This window comes from Nocardia sp. SYP-A9097 (assembly GCF_009649815.1).
Lineage (GTDB): Bacteria > Actinomycetota > Actinomycetes > Mycobacteriales > Mycobacteriaceae > Nocardia.
This window is the reverse complement of the sequence record NZ_WJIC01000010.1, coordinates 243,928-267,663: the sequence shown is the minus strand read 5'-3', so window position 1 is coordinate 267,663 and position 23,736 is coordinate 243,928. Positions and strand designations below refer to the sequence as shown.

General features: G+C 67.3%; 24 protein-coding genes. 15 read left to right on the top strand and 9 right to left on the bottom strand.

Annotated features, from left to right (window positions below; genetic code table 11):
- Both GFY24_RS22035 and GFY24_RS22030 read left to right on the top strand, forming a co-directional pair.
- Positions 1-449: hypothetical protein (locus tag GFY24_RS22035; RefSeq protein ID WP_228566528.1), on the top strand; the 449-nt coding region annotated here is incomplete at its 5' end.
- Positions 450-504: 55 nt separating this feature from the next.
- Positions 505-3,798 (top strand): arabinosyltransferase domain-containing protein, encoded by a 3,294-nt coding sequence (locus GFY24_RS22030; protein ID WP_153806989.1) that lies wholly within the window; start codon positions 505-507, stop codon positions 3,796-3,798.
- A gap of 59 nt (positions 3,799-3,857) precedes the next feature.
- On the opposite strand, the gene GFY24_RS22025 is transcribed toward GFY24_RS22030, so the two are convergent.
- Both GFY24_RS22025 and GFY24_RS22020 read right to left on the bottom strand, forming a co-directional pair.
- The gene (locus GFY24_RS22025) at positions 3,858-4,595 is read right to left on the bottom strand and encodes a hypothetical protein (protein WP_153806925.1); all 738 of its coding nucleotides are present in this window, start codon (positions 4,593-4,595) and stop codon (positions 3,858-3,860) included.
- Positions 4,596-4,654: 59 nt separating this feature from the next.
- Positions 4,655-5,548 (bottom strand): hypothetical protein, encoded by an 894-nt coding sequence (locus tag GFY24_RS22020; protein WP_153806988.1) that lies wholly within the window; start codon positions 5,546-5,548, stop codon positions 4,655-4,657.
- A gap of 197 nt (positions 5,549-5,745) precedes the next feature.
- Here GFY24_RS22020 and lspA point away from each other — a divergent pair, with 197 nt between their 5' ends.
- The 7 genes from lspA to GFY24_RS21985 all read left to right on the top strand — a co-directional run bounded on the left by lspA (position 5,746) and on the right by GFY24_RS21985 (position 10,740).
- Positions 5,746-6,465, top strand: a complete 720-nt coding sequence (lspA, locus tag GFY24_RS22015) for a signal peptidase II (protein WP_228566550.1) — start codon at positions 5,746-5,748, stop codon at positions 6,463-6,465.
- Positions 6,462-7,388: an RluA family pseudouridine synthase gene (locus GFY24_RS22010; protein WP_153806923.1), complete on the top strand. Its 927-nt coding sequence runs from the start codon at positions 6,462-6,464 to the stop codon at positions 7,386-7,388. Before lspA ends, GFY24_RS22010 begins: the two co-directional genes overlap by 4 nt.
- Positions 7,389-7,481: 93 nt before the next feature.
- Positions 7,482-8,174, top strand: coding sequence for a hypothetical protein (locus GFY24_RS22005; protein WP_309231162.1), 693 nt, complete (start codon positions 7,482-7,484; stop codon positions 8,172-8,174).
- A 340-nt stretch (positions 8,175-8,514) separates the two neighbouring features.
- Positions 8,515-8,907, top strand: coding sequence for a hypothetical protein (locus GFY24_RS22000; RefSeq protein WP_309231161.1), 393 nt, complete (start codon positions 8,515-8,517; stop codon positions 8,905-8,907).
- Positions 8,897-9,799 (top strand): hypothetical protein, encoded by a 903-nt coding sequence (locus tag GFY24_RS21995; protein WP_153806922.1) that lies wholly within the window; start codon positions 8,897-8,899, stop codon positions 9,797-9,799. The genes GFY24_RS22000 and GFY24_RS21995 overlap by 11 nt, the downstream gene beginning before the upstream one ends.
- A 120-nt stretch (positions 9,800-9,919) precedes the next feature.
- A complete protein-coding gene (locus GFY24_RS21990) occupies positions 9,920-10,357 on the top strand; it encodes a roadblock/LC7 domain-containing protein (RefSeq protein WP_228566527.1) in 438 nt (145 codons plus the stop codon).
- 11 nt (positions 10,358-10,368) lie between these two features.
- Positions 10,369-10,740 carry a hypothetical protein gene (locus GFY24_RS21985; protein ID WP_153806921.1) on the top strand — a complete coding sequence of 124 codons (372 nt, stop codon included), beginning with the start codon at positions 10,369-10,371 and terminating at the stop codon, positions 10,738-10,740.
- A gap of 39 nt (positions 10,741-10,779) precedes the next feature.
- Here the strand turns inward: GFY24_RS21985 and GFY24_RS21980 are convergent, their stop codons facing one another.
- The gene (locus GFY24_RS21980) at positions 10,780-11,382 is read right to left on the bottom strand and encodes a hypothetical protein (RefSeq protein ID WP_153806920.1); all 603 of its coding nucleotides are present in this window, start codon (positions 11,380-11,382) and stop codon (positions 10,780-10,782) included.
- Positions 11,383-11,698: 316 nt separating this feature from the next.
- Here GFY24_RS21980 and GFY24_RS21975 point away from each other — a divergent pair, with 316 nt between their 5' ends.
- The gene (locus tag GFY24_RS21975; protein WP_153806919.1) at positions 11,699-12,610 is read left to right on the top strand and encodes an ADP-ribosylglycohydrolase family protein; all 912 of its coding nucleotides are present in this window, start codon (positions 11,699-11,701) and stop codon (positions 12,608-12,610) included.
- A gap of 42 nt (positions 12,611-12,652) precedes the next feature.
- Here GFY24_RS21975 and GFY24_RS21970 read toward each other — a convergent pair whose 3' ends face one another.
- Both GFY24_RS21970 and GFY24_RS21965 read right to left on the bottom strand, forming a co-directional pair.
- Positions 12,653-13,480, bottom strand: coding sequence for a PhzF family phenazine biosynthesis protein (locus tag GFY24_RS21970; RefSeq protein ID WP_153806918.1), 828 nt, complete (start codon positions 13,478-13,480; stop codon positions 12,653-12,655).
- 147 nt (positions 13,481-13,627) lie between these two features.
- A complete protein-coding gene (locus GFY24_RS21965) occupies positions 13,628-16,120 on the bottom strand; it encodes an HAD-IC family P-type ATPase (RefSeq protein WP_153806917.1) in 2,493 nt (830 codons plus the stop codon).
- Positions 16,121-16,332: 212 nt separating this feature from the next.
- Here GFY24_RS21965 and rarD point away from each other — a divergent pair, with 212 nt between their 5' ends.
- Positions 16,333-17,190, top strand: coding sequence for an EamA family transporter RarD (gene rarD, locus GFY24_RS21960; RefSeq protein ID WP_153806984.1), 858 nt, complete (start codon positions 16,333-16,335; stop codon positions 17,188-17,190).
- On the opposite strand, the gene GFY24_RS21955 is transcribed toward rarD, so the two are convergent.
- Together GFY24_RS21955 and GFY24_RS21950 are read right to left on the bottom strand one after the other, a co-directional pair.
- The gene (locus tag GFY24_RS21955; protein ID WP_153806916.1) at positions 17,150-18,394 is read right to left on the bottom strand and encodes an MFS transporter; all 1,245 of its coding nucleotides are present in this window, start codon (positions 18,392-18,394) and stop codon (positions 17,150-17,152) included. The two genes, rarD and GFY24_RS21955, sit on opposite strands and share 41 nt — an antisense overlap.
- A 23-nt stretch (positions 18,395-18,417) precedes the next feature.
- Positions 18,418-19,194 (bottom strand): MBL fold metallo-hydrolase, encoded by a 777-nt coding sequence (locus GFY24_RS21950; protein WP_309231160.1) that lies wholly within the window; start codon positions 19,192-19,194, stop codon positions 18,418-18,420.
- An 88-nt stretch (positions 19,195-19,282) separates the two neighbouring features.
- Between GFY24_RS21950 and GFY24_RS21945 the strand changes: the two genes are divergently transcribed.
- Complete coding sequence (locus tag GFY24_RS21945) at positions 19,283-19,882, top strand: ABATE domain-containing protein (protein ID WP_153806915.1); 600 nt, start codon at positions 19,283-19,285, stop codon at positions 19,880-19,882.
- A gap of 77 nt (positions 19,883-19,959) precedes the next feature.
- Positions 19,960-20,988, top strand: coding sequence for a hypothetical protein (locus GFY24_RS21940; RefSeq protein ID WP_194852964.1), 1,029 nt, complete (start codon positions 19,960-19,962; stop codon positions 20,986-20,988).
- Here the strand turns inward: GFY24_RS21940 and GFY24_RS21935 are convergent.
- A complete protein-coding gene (locus GFY24_RS21935) occupies positions 20,981-21,460 on the bottom strand; it encodes a GtrA family protein (RefSeq protein WP_309231159.1) in 480 nt (159 codons plus the stop codon). The two genes, GFY24_RS21940 and GFY24_RS21935, sit on opposite strands and share 8 nt — an antisense overlap.
- Positions 21,461-21,554: 94 nt before the next feature.
- On the opposite strand from GFY24_RS21935, the gene GFY24_RS21930 reads away from it, so the two are divergent.
- The gene (locus GFY24_RS21930; RefSeq protein WP_153806913.1) at positions 21,555-22,211 is read left to right on the top strand and encodes an SRPBCC family protein; all 657 of its coding nucleotides are present in this window, start codon (positions 21,555-21,557) and stop codon (positions 22,209-22,211) included.
- Positions 22,211-22,588, top strand: coding sequence for a helix-turn-helix transcriptional regulator (locus GFY24_RS21925; RefSeq protein WP_153806912.1), 378 nt, complete (start codon positions 22,211-22,213; stop codon positions 22,586-22,588). Before GFY24_RS21930 ends, GFY24_RS21925 begins: the two co-directional genes overlap by 1 nt.
- On the opposite strand, the gene GFY24_RS21920 is transcribed toward GFY24_RS21925, so the two are convergent.
- Positions 22,569-23,621 (bottom strand): ABC transporter substrate-binding protein, encoded by a 1,053-nt coding sequence (locus GFY24_RS21920; RefSeq protein WP_153806911.1) that lies wholly within the window; start codon positions 23,619-23,621, stop codon positions 22,569-22,571. The two genes, GFY24_RS21925 and GFY24_RS21920, sit on opposite strands and share 20 nt — an antisense overlap.
- Positions 23,622-23,736: the final 115 nt, after the last annotated feature.

The following is a 23,736-nucleotide window of genomic DNA, read 5'->3' as shown; positions in this document are numbered from 1 at the left end:
GGGCGGGGTTTCCGCGGGTTGGGGTGGGTCGTGGGTTCGGTGCTGGGCGGGGGCGGGTGTTGGTGCGGTCGTTGAGTGGGTTCGGGGAGGTTGGGGAGTTGGATTTGGTGTCGGGGGTTTTGGGTGTGGGGGCGGTGCCGCCGGAGGTGGGTGTTGCGTTCGGGGGCGTGTTCGGGGAGTTGGGTGGGGTGGGGGCCGTGTTTTATCGGGATTCGGCCGGGTTGGTATTGCGGGTGGGGGAGACCGTGATCGGGGTGGGGGCGGGGGTTGTCGCCGAGTGGGAGTTGAGTGCTGGGTTTGCCCGGTTTGCGCTGGTTATCGGGGCGGAGGTCTTGTTCGAGACGTGGTATCGGGGTGGCGGAGGGGAGGGGGATATCGGGGTATTCGTGCGGGATGTGCTCGCTGATCCGGGGCGGCGGGAGCGGGTGTTCGGGGGTGGTGGGCGGTGACTCGGGAGCGGGATATCAGGATTGCCCCTTAATATCGGCGATCGTGACCGACGTGATGGAGAAGGCGGGGCAGGATTCCGCCGGACGAGCTGGGCCCGACACCGATCGAGGAAGATACGGGGGATGGGAGCGGCCCGTCGCGTTGATCGCGGGGTTGATCGCGGTACTGGCGGCGATCGCGGTGCCATTGCTGCCGGTGCGTATCGATGCCGCGACACTCTCATGGCCGCAGGGTGATTCGGCGAAGAGCGTGGAGGCGCCGCTGATCTCGTACGCGCCATTGGCCTTCGACGCGACCGTCCCGTGCGCGGCGGCGGCGCAATTCGATTCGCACGGTGGGACGCTGATCGCGACCGGCCCGAATGGCGCACCGAATCGGGATCGATACGGTTTCGCCGCGCGCGTGACAGCCACCACAACCGGTGCGGACGGGTCGGTCACGCCGGGCAAATTCGAAGCGGTACTGCAGGATCAGGCCCTGGTGAGCGTCCCGCTGGACCAGCTCCCGGCGGGCTGTGTGCTCACCGTGCACACCGAAATGACCAAGGCCACAGCCACTCTCGCGGGCTCGTCGGTGACGCCGGTCACGCTCGAGGGTGACTACCGTCCGCAGTTGGTCGGATTCTTCACCGAGCTGCCGAGCCCGGACGGCGTCACCGCCACCGCGAAGGTCGACAGCCGCTTCTCCGCGCATCCGTCCCAGGTCAAGCGCATCGCGCTGTGGACCGCGGTGCTGGCCACCCTGATCGCGCTGTTCGCCCTCTACCGCCTCGATCGCCTGGACGGCCGCCGCGCCCGTCGTTTCCTGCCGCAGCGCTGGTGGACGTTCTCAGTGGTGGACGCGATGGTGCTGGGCACGCTGCTGCTATGGCATTTCATCGGCTCCACCACCTCCGATGACGGCTACCAGTTCGGTATGGGCCGCACCTCGATTCACGCGGGCTATATGGCCAACTACTTCGCGTACTTCGGTGTCCCCGAAAACCCGGTCGGCACACCGTATTACGACCTGATCGGCCGTCTCGCGGAGATCAGCGTGGCGAGCCCGTTCGTGCGATTGCCCGCACTGCTGGCCGGTTTCATCTGCTGGCTGGTGATCAGCCGTGAAGTGATTCCACGCCTGGGTGCGCGGATTCGCCGCAATCGGGTCGCGGTGTGGACCGGCGCGCTCGGCTTCCTAGTGGTCTGGTTGCCGTACAACAACGGCTTGCGCCCGGAGGCCATGGTCGCCCTGGGTGTCCTGCTGACCTGGGTCTCGGTGGAGCGAGCGATCGCCACGCGTCGACTGCTGCCTTACGGCATCGCGATCATGATCGGCGCGTTCAGCTGTACCGTCGGCCCGTCGGGTCTCATCTGCTTCGCCCCACTGCTGGCCGGTATCCGCCCGATGTGGCGAGTGCTGGATTCGCGGGCGGCCGCGCTGAGCAAGCCGGTGCCCGAGGGCGCGAAGTTCCGGACCGTCCTGCGCACCCGCTTCGTCGCCTATCTCACCCTGGCCACCCCGCTGGTCGCCGCCGGCACCGTGGTGCTGGTTGCCATGTTCGGCGTGGAGACCCTCGCGGCCATGTTCGAGATGAGCCGCGTGCACGGCATTGTCGGCCCGAATGTGAAGTGGCCGGACGAATATCTGCGCTACCAGTACCTTTTCATGGTCTCGATCGACGGTTCGGTGGCCCGCCGCTTCGGCATGTTCATGTTGTGGCTGGGCATGGCGGCGTGCGCGTTCGTGTTGCTGCGCAAGGGTGGTCGGATTCCGACCATCGCGTCGGGTCCGGCCCGCCGCGTGCTCGGCACCACGGTCGGCGTCATGCTGCTGATGATGACCACGCCGACCAAGTGGACGCACCACAACGGCATCTACGCCGGGCTGGCGGGCGTGATCGCGGTGATCGCGGCAGTTGCCTTGGGCCCCAAGGTAATGCGGTCGCCGCGCAATCGCGCGCTCTTCGCCGCCGTGGTGGCATTCATGCTGGCGCTGACCTTCTCCAGCATGAACGGCTGGTGGTACGTCTCGAATTGGGGCATCTCGTGGAATGACAAGATGCCGGTGGTCGCGGGCATCGGCGTGAACAAACTGCTGCTGCTGGTCGCGCTGCTATTGCTGGCGCTGGCCGGTTTCTGGCATGTGCGTGCACCCGAACCCATTGCCCCGCACCGTGTTTCACCGCGTGCCTGGCGGGTGGCGGCGCTCTCGCCGCTGACGGTCGCGGCCGCGTTCATGGTCGTGTTCGAGGTGGCCTCGTTCGCCAAGTCGACCGTCGCCCAGTATCCGGCGTTCTCGCTGGCGCGCTCCAATATGGACGCGGTCATGGGTGAGCCGTGTGGTTTGGCGCGTGATGTGCTGGTGGAGACCGATCCCAACCAGGGCCTGCTGACGCCATTGACCGGTGATGCGTTCAGCACCTTCAACGCCGAGGTGAAGGGTTTCACCGTCGGCGGTGTGGCCACCGATATGCGGGCCGATGACGAGGTGGACACCAGTGCCATCACCACCACGCTGAACAGCAAGTCCGGTAGTAGCGAATCCGGAACCACCACCACCGCACTGCCATTCGGCCTGGATCAGGCAAAGGTGCCGGTGCTCGGCAGCAACGGGACGAGCGAGTCCATCGCCTCCCTCACCACGGGCTGGTATCGGCTGCCCGCGGCGAAGGATAGGGACGGCCTTATCGCCGTCGCGGCGGCCGGACGTATTCGATCGGTCGATCAGTACGGTGTGGTCGCTCCCGGCCAGTCCGTCGAAATCGAGTACGGCACAGCCGATTCCGCCGGTCAGGTGGATCCGCGGGGCCGGGTCACGCCCATCGATATCGGCCCGACGCCGACCTGGCGCAATCTGCGGGTGCCGTTCACCGATATCCCGGCCGATGCCACCGTGATTCGCCTGGTCGCCACCGATCGTGATCAGGACGGTAGGCAGTGGGTCGCACTGACCCCGCCGCGCGTCCCGCAGACCAGGGCGCTGCAGGATGTCGTCGGCTCGGAACAGCCGGTACTGCTGGATTGGGCGGTGGGCCTGCAATTCCCGTGCCAGCGGCCCTTCGACCACCGCTATGGCATTGTCGCGGGGGTGCCCGGCTACCGGATCCTGCCCGACCGCGGTGGCGCGCATGACACGAATCTGTGGGAGAACCACGACAGCGGCGGCCCGCTCGGCTGGAGCACCATGCTGCTGCGCCCGCACACCCTCGCCACCTACCTGAACAAGGATTGGCGACGCGATTGGGGTGAGCTGCAACAGTTCTCGCGCATCGATGACACCGCCATCCCGGCGCGCCCGGTGATCACCCCCGAAACCCATTCGGGACTGTGGAGTCCGGGACCGATCAATGTGACCGGCTGGAAGTAGAAAATTCCGCCCCCGCTGCAACAGCGGGGGCGGAATCTGTTTCCGGTATTCGATGCCGGCTAAGGCCCTGTGGTGCCCCGCAGCTTCCGCACCTGTGCCGCGGTCAGTGCGGTGAGTTGTTGCGAGTCGGGTTCTCTCGCGCCCGACATGGAGAACTGCACCACTGTGGAGCCGACCTGGGTCACGGTCACCGCCGAGTACAGGGTCAGGCCCTGGCTGGTGGTGTGTACCCGGAACGCGAATGAGGCGTCCCCGGAGCTGGGCTGCTCCAGTCCGCCGACCTGATACTCGACCTTGGTTCCATCGGGATCGGTGCTGGAGTAATTCGCACAGTCGCGCAGCAGCGCCTGCACCGTCGAGAATGCCTGCGCCGCTCCGCCGTTCGCGTACGCCGCGGCGTCGATATCGATGCTGTCGAAATCCGGTCCGCCGTATTGCGCGGCAGCCCGGGTGGCGGCATTGGTGGCTTGTTCGGCAATGGGGGCGAGTACTTTCGCGCACTGTGGCGGCGTGGTGTTGGCCCCCGCCCCGGTGGTGCTGCCCGTCGGCGGATCACCGAGGGAGGTGTATCCGCTCGGCAATTGCGAGGCGTCGAGCAGGTTGTTTCGCAGCGCCGTCACATCCGGCACCGGTGCGCCGTCCTGTGTCTTGGGCTGCACCGGGGCACCCAGGGTCGGCAGTGCGGGCGCGGAATCGTGCGAGCCGCAGGCGGATAGCGCCAATGCGGTGATGCCGAGCAGCGCGGCGGTCGCGGTCCGCCCGCGTGGCCGGTATGCGGTGGTGCAGGATGCGGTCACGGCGACATCATGCATGCCCGGTCCGGTTCGGCGCGCGGTCCGGGTCCGCGGCGCGCGTGTCAGGCCCCCCACTGCACCTGGGTGCGCAGGGTCTGGCGCAGCGTGACCGCGCTGTTCGGATCGCGGTAGCTCTGAATCCCGCCGACCTCGACCGAGCCCGAAACGGGCAGTGGCAGACCGAGATCCACGGTGATCACCCCGGTGCCGTGCATGAGGTAGTCCATGATCTCCAACTGTCCGGCCTCATTGGGCAGATGCCATACGGTGGATTTCGGGGTCTGGGTCACATCGAGTGCGATGGTGAGCAGATTGCCGTCGCGATGCGTGAGCGTCGCGGTGGTCACCTGTTCCAGTGGCACACCGCCGGAGACCTGTTGCCGCACCGTCCATACCGCGCCCTCGCCGACGGGATCGTCCGGGAACGCGATGGATTGGTAGACGGCTTGATAGAACGCCTGCTCCAATGCCGCGCGGGCGACATCGGGCGTGGCGGGCTTGGGCGTGAGCCGTAGCGCGGTGATAGCGCCGAGCTCACTGATATCGAATCCGGCGTGCGATCCGTCGGCGGGCAGGAGTGCCTTGGCCAATGCGGGATCGGGGGAGGTGACGGTGCCGAGGGTGAGCTCCACCCCGTCGGTGCCGGCCCGCGCGGTGAGCGGAATCGTCACGGCGGGCGGTGAGATATCGCGGATCGCCTGCGTGCCGATCTGCTGTTCGATGTGATGGTCGGTGCGCAGCGTGACCTGCTGGGCGGAGTCGGGTTCCAGCACCGGGCGCAGCGTGGCACGCGGTTCGGTGCCGGGATCGAGCACGGTGGTGGTCACCGCCTCGATGGGCATGGTGACCTCTTTGCCGAGGCCGACCGGCTCCGTACTGTCGGTCTCCGCGGTGGCCTCGGAGTGGTCGCCGCAGCCGACACCGAAGGCCGACAGGGTGACCGCCAGGACCAGCAGTAGGACGCCGGATCGTGTGGCGCGCTGTCCTTGCCGGGCTCGGCCGGGGGAACCGGTACAGCGTGCGGTGGCGTTCGCCGAGCTGGGGGATGAAGACAACACCGTCACGTCGAACAGGTTACGGCCACTTCCTGATAATCAGCTTGGGATGCGGGCGCGGCGTCCGGTCGACGGTCACTCGATGGCCATAGGGAATGATGTCAGGGGTGAGTACCGACCGGCCGCGCGAATCCGCCGCAGACGAAACAGATGAGTCGCCAGCAGATAGCGCACCCCTCGGCACCCCGGAAGAGGTGGCCGAGGCCGCGGCTTCCGAGTCGGCGGCAACCGTCGAGCCCGCTGCCGCCGAGTCCGATCCGGCTGGAGAGTCCGCGGCGATCGAGCCCGCTGCCGCACAGCCGCTTCGCCTGCGGACGCTGCTGATTGTCGCCGCGGTGCTGCTGGGTCTGGATCTGCTGGCCAAGACGATCGTCGTTGCCAAGATGACACCGGGCCATCCGATCTACCTCATCGGCGATTGGCTGCGACTGACGCTGGTGCGTAATCCGGGTGCCGCGTTCTCGATGGCGACGGGGATGACCTGGCTGCTGACGCTGGTCGCGGCGGCGGTGGTGATCGGTGTGATCCGGATCGGGCGCACCATGCGCTCACTGCCGTGGGCGATCGGGTTGGGCATGGTGCTCGGTGGCGCGCTGGGCAATCTGATCGACAGGTTGTTCCGGGCGCCCGGCCCGCTGCAGGGGCATGTGGTGGATTTCGTGGCGGTCGGCTGGTGGCCGGTCTTCAATGTCGCGGATTCGGCGATTGTTTGCGGTGCGGCGTTACTGGTGGCCTTGACGGTGTTCGGTTTCGAACCCGATGGCACGCGTGCGAACCGGCACGAGGAGGACGAGAGCTCGGAGGAGAAGACCGTATGAGGGAAACCCGCAGTATGCCCGTGCCGGACGGACTGGACGGTATGCGTGTCGATGCCGGACTGTCCCGGCTGCTGGGCCTGTCGCGCACGGCGGTCGCCGCCATGGCCGAGGACGGCTCGGTCCAATTGGACGGTGTGGCGGCCGGCAAGTCCGACAAGTTGAACGCGGGCTCCTGGCTCGAGGTCGAATTCCCCGAGCCCAAGCGGGAACTCACCGTCGAGGCGACCCCGGTCGACGGTATGAAGATCCTCTACGCCGACGATGACATCGTCGCCGTGGACAAGCCGGTGGGCGTGGCCGCGCACACCGGTGTCGGCTGGACCGGACCGACCGTGGTCGGTGGCCTGGCCGCCATGGGTTACCGCATCTCCACTTCCGGCGCGCACGAACGCCAGGGCATTGTGCATCGCCTGGATGTGGGCACCTCCGGCGTCATGGTGGTGGCGCAGTCCGAGCACGCGTACACGGTTTTGAAGCGCGCCTTCAAACAGCGCACCGTGGACAAGCGCTATCACGCTCTGGTGCAAGGGCACCCGGATCCGAGCAGCGGCACCATCGATGCCCCCATCGGCCGGGCGCGCGGTAACGACTGGAAGTTCGCCGTCACCGCCGACGGCCGCCCCAGCGTCACCCACTACGACACGGTCGAGGCGTTCCAGGCCGCGAGCCTGCTGGATATCCACCTGGAAACCGGTCGCACACACCAGATTCGCGTGCACTTCTCGGCGGTCCGCCACCCCTGCTGCGGTGACCTCACCTATGGCGCGGACCCCCGCCTGGCCGAACGCCTCGGCCTGGAACGCCAATGGCTGCACGCCCGCCAACTCGGCTTCAACCATCCCGCTGACGGCCGCTGGATCGAGATCACCAGTGAATACCCCGCCGATCTCGAGCACGCCCTGGATGTGCTTCGCGCACACTGAATTCGGTACACGGTCATGCACGGTCGCGTGCCCGAACCTGTCGGCGTGCCGGGATGATGGGGTGAGGTCGAGTCCCGATGCAAGGAGGATCGCGTGCGGGTCGGTCGGGCGGTAGCCGCCTTCACACGTGATCCTCGGGCCAAGCGGATTCTCGGCTGGTCGGTCGCGGCGCTGCTGGTGATTCTGATTCTGGTGCTGGGGTGGGCGATTCCGCCGCGAGCTTCGATGATCTCCACCGATCGGCTGGGACCGGAGAACAGTGAGCCGGTGGCCGAGTATCTGGCGCGGGCGCAGGACAGCTTGCGAGGCAACGACAGTGCCGGGCATTGGGCGCTGATCTCGTTCACCGCAGGCATTTCGGCCGATCACCTTCCGGAATACAGTGGCGGCCTGCGTATCTCGGATGCGGTTTACCACGTGGCGATCGACCGGGTGGCGACGCCGGTGGTCGATATCCCGCTTCCCGCGGGCGAAGCCGTCGCGGTGGCTTCGCAGCGGTCGGCCGCCGCCGCGGTCGGTGCGGCGCACGCGTACGACGATCGCGGTGTCCGCACGAATGCGGTGGTCGCCGCCCGCCTGCGCGCCAACTGCCCCTGTCTGGTGGGCCTGGTGGTGTACGGCACCCTGGCGGAGCTCCGAAATATAGCCGCCCACCCGGGAGTTCGCGCCGTGGAGGCCCTTCCCGCCGATGCCTCGGCCGCCGTCTTCGCCGTCGCCCCATTGCTCCCCGAGCACCGAGACCTGGCCGACGCCGGCCTCAACGACGGCCCCGTCCCCGACAACTGACCAGCCCCCCGGCGAGTGTGCACTCATGGCGGCGGAATTCTGTCCGATTTCGCCGCCATGAGTGCACACTCGCGGGATGCTCTGCCGGTCGGTAGGTGGGTTGGCTAACGGTCAGCATCGGGTTTGCTGGGAGGGTGTTTTCAGCAAACAATTCGAGTGAATATTGCATTTCGAATGTTGTTGATACCAGCGGGTATTGAGTACCGGAAGGTATTCTTAGAGGGTTTACTGGGGGAATGCTTTGGGGGGCCTTGATTATCGCGCATTCGGGGTGCGGGCGTCTCCGCGCATGTGTAGCGTCTGGAACTCGAATAGGGTTATCTGACAAAGCGGTGGCGCAGTGATCGGTATAGACGGCTGCCTGCAGCGCATCATGGATATTCCGGGTGCGCGCAGTGTGACGCTGGTGGATGGCGCAAGTGGGCTCGCGGTAGCGGGGGCGGGGCGGCAGGACCCCCTCGATCAGCACGAGGACGCCGCGGCAAGCACCGATGTGGTGCGCGCGGTGCTCGGCTGCCCGGCGCTGGCCGGTGGCCGCGACGATGACGACATCTCCGAGATCATCGTCTGCGGCACCCGCGGGTATCACCTGATGAATCTCGTCAAGGGGGACTTCGACGGTCGCCTCTTCGTTCATGTGCTCTTCGATGACGAAACCGGAAATCTCGGTATGGCCCGATTCCGGCTACGCGGAATTCTGGCCGAATTCACCGAGGGCGGTCATGAACGCTGAACTCGCAAGTGAATTGCGGAGATTGGCGGCGGAGGGCTCCACCGGCGTACTGCACGCGGGCGATGGCGCAATCCATCTCACCGAGGGTACGATCGCCCGCGCCGATTGCCGCCGGACTACTGGACTCGATCGACTGGTGGTCGAGGCGGGTGTGGCGACCCCCGAGGAGTGGCAGCGGGCCGAGGCCGGAGATCTGGGTCCGCTGCTGCACCGGCCGCAGCTCGAAACCCTGGCGCTGCTCTCGGTTTTCGATGCCGCGTACTTCCTGCTGGCCGCGCCGACCATCCCCGAATTCCATCCCGCGCCGCCGCATTGGCTGGCGCCCATCTGCCGGATCGCCCCGCCCACGCTCGTCGAAGAGTGCGCGCGCCGTGGCGATCCCGAGTCCGGGCCCTGGCCGGTGACGCTGGTCGACCGCGTCCCCGTGGTCCCGGCCCGTCGTATTCCACGCCGCCGGGTGGTCCTCACCGGCGGCCAGGCCGAAATGCTCGCCGCCGCCGACGCCCGCCGCAGCATCACCACCATCGCGAATGACTTGGGCCGCACCACCTTCGGCTGTCTCACCGCCGTTCGTGAACTCACCGAGGCGGGTTTGATCGAACCGCCCAGGCCGATATCGGTCCCGCGGCACGCGGCCGAACCGCACGCCGCCGCGCCCCGGAATCTGGCATTGATCGTGCCGGCGCGGAGTTCACCGCAGCCGGCGGCGGCCCGCGAACCCGATCCCGGGTCGGCCGCGCCGGATCGTGCGCCGCTGTCGGTGTCGCAGCCGTCTCAACTTCCCCGCCGCCGAACACGTTCCGGCACAACGACTCCCGTGTCGGAACGGTGGAAACCCATCGACCGTGAGGTGCTGGTCCGGGTGCGGGCGGCACTGGAGGAGCTGGCATGACCGTGCGGAAGCCGCGTTCGAGCGAACGCAGGGTACCCGGCGGACGGAGTGGGAGGCGGCCTTGGAGGAGCTGGTGTGACCGCGCGCAGGAGGCGGCTCGGCGAAATGATGGGAAGAAGGATGACGAAGGTGGCGATCTCGCGACCCGAACCGAACACCGTGCTGCTGGCACAGCTGAAGTCGTTGCGGGACAGCATCCCCCGACTGACCGGCGCCCTGGTGGCCTCCACCGACGGGCTGCTCATCGCACACGATCTGCCGCCGCATATCGAACCCACCGGCATGGCCGCGCTCACCGCCTCCCAGCTGTCGCTCTCGCACCGGCTGGCCACCACCGCGCATGGGGGCGGCTTCCACGAGGTCGTGGTGCACGGCTCCGGCGGTTACGTGGTGATCTACGCGGCCGGTTGGACGGCCTCGCTGACCGTGCTGGCGGGCCCGGAGGTGAATGTGGGCCGCCTGCACCTGGAATCGCGTCCGGTGGCACGGGCCATAGCCGAAGAACTCACCGCTCTGGCGAACAACGTCAAGCGCACCCCGAAGAAGAACACCGATTGAAAGGAAAGGCCATGTCCAACATGGATATCGCACTGAAGGACATGATGGTGATCGACGGCGCGATCGGCGCCGCCGTCGTCGACTACAACAGCGGTATGGCGCTCGGCCTGCTCGGCAGTTCCAAGGCGCTGGATCTGCAGGTCGCCGCCGCCGGCAATACCGAGGTGGTGCGCGCCAAGATGCGCACCATCGATCAGCTGGGGATCAATGAGGAGATCGAGGACATTCTCATCACCCTCGGCAACCAGTACCACATCATCCGGCCGATGACGGGCCGAAAGTCCAAGGGCCTGTTCCTCTACCTCGCCCTCGACCGGGGCCGCGCCAATCTCGCCATGGCACGGCACCGCCTCAAGGGCATCGAGGAGGAGCTGGAGGTCTAACCGAATCCCCACGGGCGGCGGCGCGGGCAGCCGCCGCACTTACTTTGCCGCGCTGGTGGTTGCGGGGGAGGTGGCTTCCGGGACCGTTGTCACGGGTGCGGTGGTGGCCGGGTTGGTTGCCGGGCTCGTGGTGGTCGGATCTGCCGGGGGCGCAACGGTTGTCGTGGAGGGGGTGGTGGCCACCGTCGTGGTCGGGACGATCGGGGCGGGGCAGTCGCCGCCGTGGCGTTCGCCCTCGAGGTTGATCTCGGCGTTGGAGCGGGGGTCACCGGCGTAGTTGATCTTGTCGGTGCACTTCACGTAGTGGTCGGTGCCCAATGGGGTGGTCGGCTCGGGTGCGGGCCCCGGTTCGTCGATCGGCGCGGCTCCCGGCGCCTGCGGTTGGGCTTGGGGCGCACCACCACCGCCGCCCGGTTGCGCTCCGCCGGGCTGTGCTCCGCCCGGTTGTGCCGCGCCGGGATTCGCGGCGGATGTGGTGGTCTGCGCGACCGCGCCGGTGGTGACGGCCGGTGATCCCTTGACCGTGGTCGGGCCGGACGAACTCGAAGTGTCGGAGCAGCCCGCGATGAGCGCGAGCGCCGCGACCGCCGCCATGATCGTCGCTGCCCGTCGTGTGCCCGGCCGACGGCTGGTCTGATGCATGGGGAAGTCCTCTTTCTCCGGGAGATCACCGCTGCTCCGCCCGACCGGTGCTGTGCGGCAAAATCTTTCGCTGATTCCGACATGGCGGCACGCCCGATCGAGCCGGGTGGCACCCCCGGCAAGACACTAGGGGCCGCCGCGCCCGCGCACCATCGGACACATGCCCCCAATTCGATGGGCGGCCGGCGCACCGTCAAGGAAGTGCTACCGTCTCCCGCCGCACACCTCGCCGGGGCGGCGCGAGGGTTACCGTGGCAGGAGAGTCGGCCGTGGCAGAGTGGCGGGCAATGGGCTCATCGAGAGGGGCTGGGAGCGGATGGAACTGACCACGGAGCAGGCGGACCGCGCGGCCGGCGTGCTGCTGGGTACGGCGGCGGGCGATGCGTTGGGCGCGGGCTTCGAGTTCACCCATCCCGGACCGGAAGTGGTCATCGAGATGAAGGGCGGCGGCAGTTTCGACTGGGCGCCGGGGGAGTGGACCGACGACACCTCCATGGCGATCGCGGTGGCGCGCGCGGCCGCGCGGGCCGGGAACCTGCACGAGGAGGCCGGCCTCGACGCGGTGGCCGCGGAGTTCATCGCCTGGTGGGATTCCAAACCCGCCGATGTCGGTTTCCAGACCAGCCAGGTGCTGCAGTGGCGCAGTACGTCCGGGCGCGAAATGCAGGTGCGCGCACACGATCTCGGCGGTTTGAAGGCGGGCAACGGCTCGCTCATGCGCACCGCGCCGGTGGCCCTGGCCTATCTCGACGACGAGCCGCACTGCGCCAAGGCCGCGGCCGTGGTCAGCTCGCTCACGCACTACGACATGCAGGCCATGCAGGCGTGCAAACTGTGGACGCTCGCCATCCGGCACGCGGTGCTGTACGGCACCTATGGCGGTGTGCGGCAGGCACTTTCGATCGTCGACTCCGGATTCTGGGGCCCGCTGCTGGACAAGGCCGAGTGCGGTACCCCGGCGGATTTCCCCAAGAACGGCTGGGTGGTGCACGCCCTGCAGACCGCGTGGTGGGCCATTACGCACGCCGACACCCTGCCCGCCGCACTGGAACTCGCGGTGCGGGCCGGCGGTGATACCGATACCACCGCCGCCATTGCCGGTGGGCTGCTCGGCGCGCGCTGGGGTGCGTCGGCGATTCCGGCGGAGTGGCGGGCCAAGCTGCACGGTTATCCGGGCTACCAGGAAGCGGATCTGCTCGCGCTCACCGACAGCATTGTGAATCGCTGACGGCCCGCGCAGCGTCGATGGGCGGTGGCGTCGCTGAAATCCTCAGTCCGCCAGGCGAATTACGCCGTCGAGGTAGCGGCGGCAGCGACCGGCCAGGCGGACGCGATCACCACTGAGCGTGCAGCGCAGCGCTCCGCCGCGGGCGGAGAGCTGGCGCGCGGACAGGGTATTGCGCCCGAGTTCGCGGCTCCACAGCGGCATGAGTTGCGCATGGGCGGAACCGGTTACGGGATCCTCGGGAATGCCCTGGCCGGGCGCGAAGAACCGGGAGACGAAGTCGGCCTCTTCACCGGCGGCGGTGAGAATGGCCCCGCGATGTATTTCCGGAAATTCGGAGAAGTTCGGATTCGCTTCGCGCACTTCATGTTCGGAGGTCACCATCAGCACCACGTCGACACCGGCGTAGGCGCGCAACGGCCGTACCCCCAGCGCTTTGGCCAGGGCCTGCGGAATGTCTTCGTGCACATCGATCTCCACCGAGGCGGCGCTCGGCAGATCCAGCACCAGATCGTCGCGATCGCGATCCACTCGCAACCAGCCACTGCGCGTGTAGAAGTGCACGCGGTCCGCGCCGGGATGCATATCGTCCAGGATCTGCGCCGCGGCGGCGAGTGTGCCATGCCCGCAGAGGTCGACCTCGGTGGTCGGGGTGAACCAGCGTAGGTGGAAGGCGGGCGAGTTGTCCGGCGCCGCACCGGCGTCCGGGGGTAGCGCGGAGGTGTAGAAGGCGGTCTCGGCGAGATTGTTCTCCTCGGCGAGCTGTTGCAGCAGGGCATCCGGCAGCCAGGACAGCAGCGGCATGACAGCGGCGGGATTGCCCGAGAACGGTGCGTCCGCGAACGCGTCGATCTGGTGCAGCAGGACCTCCATGCGGCCCAAGGTACATGGCGAGTCAAAGAACGTCCGGGACAAGGCAGTTCACCGGCGAGCCAAATCATGCGACCAGTTTGGATGTTATGTCAACGGCGGCGCACCGAGTCGGTGCGCCGCCGTCATTGGCACGGAATGTCCTTGATTTCAGTCGTTTTCGCCGGGCGGGCTCGGCAGCAGATGCGGTGTCTCGCCGTGCAGTTTGGCGCTCACCCACCACGCCACCTCGACCAGTACCACGCCGATCGCACCGCAGATGATCGCCGCGGTGGTGAGCGCGATATTGCTCGGATCGAGTTTGAAGAAGTGCCGGGTGAACGGGACCGCGAACAGAATCAGGTAGCCCACAACGGAACCCGCGACCAAGAGCATCTTCCACCAGTTCCACGGCCGCGCCACGATGGCCAGCACCCACACCGCGATAATCAGCAGGGTGATGAGCGCGGTGGTGCCCGCCTGGATCTTCGCGGTCTCGCCCACATCCGGTCCCTTGTAGGCGATCAGGTACGCGATGAACGTCATGACACCGATCACCAGACCGGACGGAATCGCCAATCGCATGACGCGCCCGACGAATCCGGTGCGCGCCCGCTCGTTATTCGGCGCCAGCGACAGAATGAAAGCCGGAATGCCGATGGTGAACCACGCCGCGATCGTGACATGCCGTGGCAGGAACGGATATCCGATCGCCTTGTAATGGAAGATCTGCGAGCCGATACCCGCGATACCGACCAGGAACGCCAGCACCACCGAGTACACGGTCTTGGTGAGGAACAGATTCGAGACGCGTTCGATATTGCCGATCACCCGGCGGCCCTCACCGACCACATACGGCAGCGTCGCGAACTTGTTGTCCAGCAACACAATCTGCGCCACCGAGCGGGTGGCGGGACTGCCCGAACCCATGGCGACGCCGATATCGGCGTCCTTGAGCGCGAGTACATCGTTCACGCCGTCACCGGTCATGGCGACGGTATGCCCGCGCGACTGCAGCGCGGAGACCATGGCGCGCTTCTGATCCGGGCGCACCCGGCCGAATACGGTCTTTTGATCAAGCACGTCCGCGAGCTCGTTCTGATCGGTCGGCAGCGTGCGCGCGTCGACCGGATCGGCGCCGCCCGCCATACCGAGCGAGGTCGCCACCGCGCCGACGGAGACCGCATTGTCACCGGAGATGACCTTGGTCGACACATGCTGCGACGCGAAGTAGTCCAGGGTCTCCTTGGCATCGGGCCGCACCCGTTGCTCCAGCACCACGAGCGCCGCGGGCGTCACCTGCCCCGGCGCGTCGGCCGCGTCCACCGGCCGGTCACTGCCGGCGAGCAGCAGCACCCGCAGCCCCTTCGCCCCGACTTCCTGTGCGACAGCCGCGGTTTCGGAGTTCGGATCGAGGAGCACATCGGGCGCGCCGAGCAGCCAGTTGCCGTGCTCGCCGTAGGAGAATCCACTCCACTTCTTGGCGGAGGAGAACGGCGCGACGCCGCTGGGCTTCCAGCCCGGTGAATCCGGCAGCGCCTCGGCAATGGCCGCCACACTCGCATTCGGTCGTGGATCATCGGAGGCCATCGCCGCCAGCACCTGGGCCAGTTCACCTCCGCCCGAGGAGGATTCGCCATCCACCGCGCCGGATACGGCGGACGGCAAGGCGAGCGCGGTACCGACCCCGTTCGCGTCCACCGGTCGAATCTCGCTGAGCCGCATGCCATTTTCGGTGAGCGTGCCGGTCTTGTCGGCGCACACCACGTCCACGCGCGCCAGGCCCTCGATGGCGGGGAGCTCCTGTACCAGGCACTGGCGCCGCCCCAGCCGGACCACGCCGACGGCGAAGGCGATGGAGGTCATCAGCACCAGGCCCTCGGGGACCATGGGCACCAGCGCCGCCACCATGCCGTTGACGGCGGGCCGCCAGGATTCCTTACTGGAGACCAGCTGGTTGTAGATGGACAGCAATCCCGCCGGAATCAGCAGGTAGGTAATGACTTTCAGAATGGTGTCGATGCCGTTGCGCAGTTCGGAATTGACCAGCGTGAACTTGCTGGCCTCATCGGCGAGTTTGGCGGCGTAGGCGTCCTTGCCGACCTTGGTGGCCCGGTACGCGCCACTGCCGGACACCACGAAGCTGCCCGACATGACCGGCGCCGCAACGGTTTTGTCGATCGGGTCGGCCTCACCGGTGAGCAGTGATTCATCGACCTCGAGCAACTCGGATTCGGTGACCTGACCGTCGACCACGATCTGATCGCCGGGCCCGAGCTCGATAATGTCGCCGAGCACGATCTCCTGCGGCGCGACCTTGGTGGCCTTGCCCTCGCGCCGCACCACCGGCTGCGCCTGTCCGACAATCGCCAGCTGATCCAGGGTCTTCTTGGCCCGGACCTCCTGAATGATGCCGACCGCGCTGTTCGCGACGATGAGCAGTCCGAACATGCCGTCGATAATCGATCCGGTCGCCAGCACCAGAATGAACAGCACACCGAGGATCGCGTTGATGCGCGTGAAGATATTGGCCTTGACGATGTCTCGTACCGAGCGGGAGGCCCGCTCGGGAACATCATTGGTGAGCCCATCGCGACGGCGTTGCTCGACCTCTGCGGAGGTGAGTCCCGTCGCGGGTGTCGCTGCCTGTGCGGTGATCGACATGATCGACAGCCTAAAGGTTTGCCTGTGGTTAACCGGATTTCCCCAGGTGAGCCGTGCGCGCGTCGGCAATCAGGACATATCGGGCGAATATCCGATGGTCGCCTGGTCGTTGCGCAGGCTAACGTTGACGGGTGCCGGAGAGTCCCACTGCCGCCGAGGCAGGTTCAGCCGAATCGTCCCGCGCCGGGCGCGCGGACTACACCGGCACTCAGCTGGGTGTCGCGTTCGGCTTCGGCGCGTATTTCCTGTGGGGCCTGTTCCCGGCCGTGTTCGGACTGCTGAAATTCGCGGACCCGGTGGAGGTGCTCGCCGAACGCATTCTCTGGACCCTCGGTATGGCCCTGCTGGCGCTGCTCGTCACCGGCCGCCTGCGGGAGCTGCGCGGTATCGACGCCCGCACCTGGCGGCTCGCGGCGGCGGCTTCGCTTGCGCTGTCCATCAATTGGGGCGTCTATGTCTACGGCGTCATCAATGAGCAGGTTGTCGAGTGCGCGCTCGGCTACTTCATCAATCCGCTGGTGACGGTCGCGTTCGGTGTCATCATCTTTCGGGAGCGCCTGCGCCGAGTGCAGTGGGTGGCACTGGCTTTGGGCGCGAGCGCCGTCATCGTCCTGACCGTCGACTACGGCCGCCCGCCGTGGATCGCGCTCATCCTGGCCTGTTCCTTCGCCACCTACGGTCTGATCAAGAAGGTCATTCGCCTGGACGCCCTACCCGGCCTTGCGGCGGAGGGTATTTCGGCCGCGCCCTTCGCGCTGATCACGGTGATCGTGCTCGGTGTCACCGGTAATGCCACCTTCGGCTCCAGCGTCTCGCATTCGGCGCTGCTCATGGTCACCGGCCCGATCACGCTCATTCCGCTGCTGTTCTTCGCACTGGCCGCACCGCGAGTTCCCTTGTCCACCATGGGAATCCTGCAATACCTGACCCCGGCACTACAGCTCACCTGGGGCGTGCTGATCGGTCATGAACCCATGCCCGCCTCCCGCTGGGCCGGGTTCGCGCTCATCTGGCTTGCCCTGGCCATCTTCACCGTCGACGCACTGCGACGGCGACAGCGGGCAGGATAGCCAGCGCCAGCAGCCCACCACCCAGCGCCAGCTGCGGGAAGCCCGCGGCCGCGACGATGAACCCCGAGGCCATACCGCCCGCCGCGCCGGCGATGGCAATCGAAACATCCACCAGACCTTGGGTTTTGGCGCGGGTGGCCAGCGGTACGGCATCGGTGATGATCGCGGTGCCGGTGATCAGGCCGAAGTTCCAGCCCAGACCCAGCAGCGCCAGGGCCACCGCGAACGGGGCCAGGGAATCGTCGGGGGCAAGGGCGGCAACGATTCCCGCGGCCAGCAGTGTCACTCCGGAGGCGGCCGCGATCGGGAGCCGGCCGAAGCGGTCGACGAGCCACCCGGTCAATGGTGAGGGCAGGTACATCGCGCCGATATGAATGCCGATGACGAGACCGGTGGCGGCAGCACCGTGGCCGTGATCGTGCATATGGACCGGTGTCATCGTCATGATCGCCACCATGACCAACTGGGTCAGCACCATGATCAGCGCGCCGACCAGCACACCGGAGCGCCGCGCGGAGTGCGGGTCCGCCTCGCCCGGCCGCGAGTCCGTCGCGGTCCCTTCGCCGGACATGGTGCGCGCCAACAGCAATGGGTCGGGCCGCAGCCACACCGCCAGCACCACCGCCGCCAGCGCGTAGGCGACCCCGGCGAGCAGGAAGGGGCCGGCCAGATACGGGATGCCGAGCCCGCGTGCGAGGTCGCCGGTGAGCGCGGTGAGATTGGGGCCGACCACCCCGCCCAGCGTGGTGGCGACCAGAACCGTGGACACCGCACGGGCGCGATGTGCCGGGGCCGCCAAATCGGCTCCGGCATAACGGGCTTGGAGGTTCGTGGCCGTGCCCGCACCGTAGACGAACAGCGCGAGGAACAGCAGGGCGACATTCCCCGCGACGGCCGCCGCGATCACTCCCGCACTGCCGATGGCACCCGTCAGATATCCGGCCGCCAGCCCAGGACGACGGCCGCGAGCGTGCGAAACACGGCCCACGGCAACCGCCGCCAGCGCGGAACCGGCGGTGCCCAGCGCGCTGGGCAGTCCGGCGAGACCGGTGGATCCGAGCATGTCCTGCGCGAGCAGCGCGCCGACGGTTACCCCGGCCGCCAGCCCCGCGCCGCTCAGGACCTGCGCGGCGACCAGGACGGTCAGGATGTGGCGCTGCGCCCCGGGGATATCCTCGGCCCGCTCGGCGACGGAAATTGCCATGAGAGAGTTCCTTTACTGCCCGGTCAGCCCAGCTCGCCCAGGTCCAGGCGGTCGCCCAGTCCGGCGGCGGCGAAGGCTGCCACCAAATCGTCCCGGCCCTCGGTGAAGTGGGCCCAACCCTCGTAGTGAACCGGAACCACCCGTCGCGCGCCGAGGATCGCGGCGGCCTCGGCGGCCTGCGCGCTGTCGAAAACGATTGCCGCACCGTCGAAAAGGATCGGGAAGCGCGGCGCACCGGCGTAGAGAATGGCGGTATCGACGGGGCCGCTACGCTCGGCGATCTCCCGAACCAGGTCCAGCGAGGCATTGTCGCCACTGACATAGACGCTGGGCAGATCCGTTCCGGTCAGCACGAATCCGACGACCTGACCGAGGATCGGTTCGACCTGCTCGCGGGTTCCGGGCCCGTGGATGGCGGGCACGCCCGTCACGGTGATGGTGCCGCCGTCGGGCCGGTCCAGTTCGATCGACTCCCAATCGGCAAGTCCCCGAGCCGAATTCCCCAATCGCTCGGCGCCGCCGGGGGTGGTGAGGGTGAGCGGGACATCGGCGAGCAGGGCCCGGCCGGAGTCGTCGAGATTGTCGGGGTGCTCGTCGTGCGAGAGCAGCACGACGTCGATCCGGCCGAGGTCGGCCACCACCGCGGGTCCGGTCTTGGTCAGCATCCCGCCCTGATATTGCTGCGGTGCGTCGAAGGTCGGGTCGGTGAGGAACCGCAGCCCGCCGTATTCGAACAGCGCGGTCGGGCCGCCGAAGACTCGGACGGGGAAGTGCTGCTGGGTGGTGCCGACGGTGGTCACGATAAAACTCCTCACGGAAGATTGCTTGTCTATCCGTGAGGACAGTAGGCGTGTCTCACGGATAAACGCAAGAGGTAACATGAGATTCATGAGGGAGAACCTGACTACCGAGTCAGTGCTGCCACCCGCGCCGGGCGCGGAGCGATACCTCGCGCTGGACTTCGTCAACAGCGCCATCGCGCTGCCCGGCGGGCAATACATCGATCTGCTCGGCACCCCCGAGACAACCAATCGATGGCTCACCAATCGCGATCTCGCACCGGAAAACGCCGGCGTCCAAGAGATGTGCACGACCCAGCTGCGCGCGCTACGTGAACATGTCAGATCGTTGTTCGCCGCCCGTATCGCCGGAGTAACCCCCCTTCCCGCCGCGCTCTCCGCGGTCAACGACGCCCTGACCAGCGTCCCCACCGCCGCCCTACTGCTGTGGGACGAGCGGAACGGCCCGCATCGCGCGGCGGCGTGCCCGCCCAACGAGATCCTCGAACGCGCGCTCGCCACCCTCGCGGCGGATGCGGCCGACCTCCTCACCAGCACCGATGCCGCGGACCTCACCCCTTGCGACTCCGCCCCCTGCAATCGCTACCTGCTGCGCCACGGACGCCGGCACTGGTGCTCCACCCGCTGCGGCGACCGCGTCCGCGCCGCCCGCGCCTACGCCCGGCGCACCCGGGCGGCGACGGATTGACGCACATGCCGGACAGTGGCCGATTGGCGACCGATTCGGGCAGAGCGGACTCGCGCCGATCGCTTTAGGGTGTTGCGGTGGGTGCTCGAAATGGACGGGGCGGCAACGCCGACAACCTCGCTGTGAATCGTCGGGAGGTGGCGTCCTGGGCCGAGGTCCAGTCGCTGTTGCGTCCGGTCCTGCGGCCGACCGGCTATCGCGCCGGTGCCTCCGGTGCGGGGTTGTTGCGACGGCAGGTCTTCCCGTTCGTCGATGAATTGGTCGTGATCGATCTGCCGGATGCGCGCGCCTTCGTCGACTCGAATCTGGTGCGCCGGTGGGGGGTTCCGCCCGGCGGAGTATTCGCGGTGGCGCGCGCGAACCTGGCCGCGTCGTCGGCGTCGGTGGGTGCCGAGCCCGCGCCCTCACTGCGGATTGTCGACAACAGCGGATACGCCTCCTCGCTACCGCTGCTGGCCGAGTGGCTGTCCGGCATGAGCTATCGGGGCCGGCGCGCGGTCGCGTTCGTGCCCGACCCGGACACCCTGCTGATCGTCGCCGATGAGCCCGGCCTGCTCGACGAGGCGTTCGCGACCGCCGCGGAGCACTACGACCGAGCGGCCAATCCGCTGTCGCCGCAGGGATATACGACCGATGAACACGGCCGGGTCGTACCCTTCGACCACGCGGGCCCGCACCCGTCACTGCCCGCCGCGATCCGCGCCCGCTGTACCCTCGCCGTCAGCGCCTACGCGCCCCAGACCGCATTGCTACGCGGAGCCTTGGACGAATACCTGGAGTACGGAACGGGATTCGAGGCATACGGTATCGAGCCGGCATTCGCGCCGGAGGTATTGCTGGTCGATCGCGGCCGCGGTCCGCTCACCCTGACGACCTGGGTGGAGCAGGAGGCCGATGTGCTGCTGCCGCGTACCGACTGCATCTCCTTCGTGCGCTTCGCCGAGGACAACACCGTGCTCGGTGATTTCGTCGTGCCCTCCGAAGTGGTGGTCAACCTGCTCGGATTGCGGCCCGCACCGGGAATCCGCCCGGAGCGCTTGGTGATTCGGGAATGGCCCAGCCGGTCGGTCTACGCGGCGATTCGCGCCGCTGCCGTCGTCATCTGACCCCGGTCGGTATCATGGCACCGCGGAAGACGAGCCAGCGCATGGCCGCGTACATGTAGAGCCCCTCGCCGGCTCCGCCGAGTACCCGCGCGAGCTGATATTCGATGCCGAGCGCGGTGAATCCGCTGGTGACGCCGAGAATGAAGACCAGATAGTTCACCACGACCACCACCACATACACCGCGAGCTGCGGGCCGACGGCGGCGTGCGAGGAGAAGTTCAGCGTCCGGTTGAGCAGATAACTCAATCCGAACGCGGTGATATAGCCCGCGGTGACCGCGATCGGCAACGGCAGCCCCAGCGTGCCGTGCAGCAGGGTGAGAATGACCATATCGGCCGTGAAGCACACCGCGCTGACCAGTAGATAACCGATGAAGGTCGGCGGCGCGAGGCGTTCCAATCCGAACGGCAGGCGTTCGGAGATGCCCGCACACAGCCGGTGAAACCAGGTATCCGGCATGACTTTCTGCACGAGATCAAGATGGCATCGCGAGATGGCTGGCAGGTTATCCGCGAACCAACTCGCCGCTGGTAATATAAGTCGCAACTTATGCATAGGAGGCGTGATGACCCTGCTCGACGACCCGATAGCCACCGCTGGACTGGTCGCCCGGGAGGTGCGCAGCGGTGCGCGCGACGGCGTGCCGACCCGCATTGCCGTGGCCCGCCGCAGCTACCCGACAGATCAGGCCGACCTCTGGGACGCGCTGACCAATCCCGACCGACTGCCGCGCTGGTTCCTGCCGGTCACCGGCGAGCTGAAGCCGGGCGGCCGGTATCAGACCCAGGGCAATGCGGGCGGTGTCGTCGAGAGTTGTGATGCGCCCCGGCAATTCGCGGTGACCTGGGAAATGGGTCCGACCATGTCCTGGCTGACCATCAGCCTCGCGCCGGACGGTGCGGACACCGTGCTGGAACTGGTGCATGAGGCGCAGGTCGATCCGGGATTCTGGACGCGGTACGGTCCGGGTGCGGTCGGCGTCGGCTGGGATCTCTCACTCATGGCGCTGGGCCTGCACGTCGAATCCGGCGCATCGGTGGATCCGGCTGTGGCCCTGCCCTTTCCGACCTCGCCGCCCGGTATCGAGTTCGTCCGGGCCGCGGGCAATGGCTGGGCCGAGGCCGCCATCGCCGATGGCGACGATCCCGTGACGGCCCGTACCGCACGGGACAATACGATCGAGTTCTACACCGTCGAAGCGGAGGGCAGCGCGGAGTCCTGATGGAGCATTCCCCGGCGAAGATCTTCGACGCGCTCGGCGATCCGGTGCGCCGCTTCATTCTCGAACTGGTGGGTGCGGGTGAACTCCCCGCCGGGTCGATTGTCGCCGCGGTGCAGGCGTTCACGTCGATCTCGCAGCCCGGCGTCTCGCAGCATCTCAAGGTGCTGCGCGACGCCGGACTGCTCGGCGTGCGTGCCGAGGGCACCCGCCGGATCTATGCCATCGATCCCGAGGCGACGCGAGCGGCCCGGTCCTGGCTCGCGGCCCTCGGCGAACAGCCCTTCGCGCAATCGCTCGACGCGCTGGCCACCGAGATCGCCCGTGGGAAACGCGAGCGCCGTGACGACCGGCGCGGTACTACTGCGCGCCCTGCTTGAGCGCCTGCTCCGCGAAGTGATTCGTGTAGGTCGCATCGAGATCGATGCGGTCCCGCACGGGCTTCACATTCCGCGAGTACCGGCCGAGGATACGCAGAACATTCTCCGCCCCTTCGCGTTTCATGAGTCCGTCGCCATTGAACATGCTGATCGAGTCACCGACCGATTTCACGTACAGCTCGGGGTCGCCGCCGGCGTACTGGGACGGCATCTCGGCCGCGATCTCCGCGGGCGTATGTGTCTTGATCCACTGCAGGGTCTGCACGAACGAGGTGACCAATTTCTGCACGATCTCGGGGTGGCTGTCCACGGTCTCGCAGCGCATGTACAGCGACGCAGCCGGATACAGTCCGCCCAGGGCCGCGCGGGTGCCCTGCTCATTGCGCATATCGATGAGTACCTCGGCATCACCGGAGGTGACCATCTTGGCGACGGTCGGATCGGTGGTCATGCCCGCGTCGATGCCATTGTGGTTCATACCCGCGATGAAGGTTTGTCCCGCACCGACTTTCACCCGCGTGTAGTCCGAGGTCTGCAAGCCTTCCTGCCCGGCCAGGGCCTGGGTGAGGAAGTCGGTGGACGAACCCAGTGAGGTGACGCCGAGGTTCTTGCCACGGAAATCCTTGGGGGAGTGGATGGTTTCCGCATCCTGTGTCGATACCAGCTCCACTTCGCCTGGCACAGCGGCGAATTGGACCACGGTGCGCAGGCATTGATCCTTGGCCTGCAGGTCGATGGTGTGATCGTAGAATCCGACCACGCCCTGCACATCGCCGGTGAGCAGCGCGGTTTCGGCGGTCGCGCCGGACTGTTCGCCGAGGAGTTTCACATCGATGTCATTGCGTTCGAAATTGCCGAGCTGCCGAGTCAGCATGGCGGGCAGGTAGATCACCTTCTCCAGGCCGCCGACCATAATGGTGAGCTGCGGTCGGCCGTTCGCCACCGGAATGGTGCGCGAATCACGGCAGCCGGTCGCCAGCAGCAGGGAACAGACGGCGAGCAGAATCAGCGCCAAGCTCTTGCGGTATCTCATGCTCACATCCCGCCGTGGCCCGCGGCCGCCTGCGACGGACGCCATTTCAGCAGGCGTCCCTCGGCCAGACCGATAATCCACTCCGCGAAGGGGCGTCCAGCTCCGCCTCGGACCG

Coding starts and splice junctions, on each gene's coding strand:
- GFY24_RS21985 (WP_153806921.1), top strand. CDS start 10,369: ATGTCCAACATGGATATCGCACTGAAGGACATGATGGTGATCGACGGC.
- GFY24_RS21925 (WP_153806912.1), top strand. CDS start 22,211: ATGGAGCATTCCCCGGCGAAGATCTTCGACGCGCTCGGCGATCCGGTG.
- GFY24_RS21970 (WP_153806918.1), bottom strand. CDS start 13,480: ATGGAGGTCCTGCTGCACCAGATCGACGCGTTCGCGGACGCACCGTTC.
- GFY24_RS21955 (WP_153806916.1), bottom strand. CDS start 18,394: ATGGCAATTTCCGTCGCCGAGCGGGCCGAGGATATCCCCGGGGCGCAG.
- GFY24_RS21995 (WP_153806922.1), top strand. CDS start 8,897: ATGAACGCTGAACTCGCAAGTGAATTGCGGAGATTGGCGGCGGAGGGC.
- GFY24_RS22010 (WP_153806923.1), top strand. CDS start 6,462: ATGAGGGAAACCCGCAGTATGCCCGTGCCGGACGGACTGGACGGTATG.
- GFY24_RS21975 (WP_153806919.1), top strand. CDS start 11,699: ATGGAACTGACCACGGAGCAGGCGGACCGCGCGGCCGGCGTGCTGCTG.
- GFY24_RS21920 (WP_153806911.1), bottom strand. CDS start 23,621: ATGAGATACCGCAAGAGCTTGGCGCTGATTCTGCTCGCCGTCTGTTCC.
- GFY24_RS21965 (WP_153806917.1), bottom strand. CDS start 16,120: ATGTCGATCACCGCACAGGCAGCGACACCCGCGACGGGACTCACCTCC.
- GFY24_RS21990 (WP_228566527.1), top strand. CDS start 9,920: ATGACGAAGGTGGCGATCTCGCGACCCGAACCGAACACCGTGCTGCTG.
- GFY24_RS22030 (WP_153806989.1), top strand. CDS start 505: ATGGAGAAGGCGGGGCAGGATTCCGCCGGACGAGCTGGGCCCGACACC.
- GFY24_RS21945 (WP_153806915.1), top strand. CDS start 19,283: ATGAGGGAGAACCTGACTACCGAGTCAGTGCTGCCACCCGCGCCGGGC.
- lspA (WP_228566550.1), top strand. CDS start 5,746: ATGTCAGGGGTGAGTACCGACCGGCCGCGCGAATCCGCCGCAGACGAA.
- GFY24_RS21930 (WP_153806913.1), top strand. CDS start 21,555: ATGACCCTGCTCGACGACCCGATAGCCACCGCTGGACTGGTCGCCCGG.
- GFY24_RS21980 (WP_153806920.1), bottom strand. CDS start 11,382: ATGCATCAGACCAGCCGTCGGCCGGGCACACGACGGGCAGCGACGATC.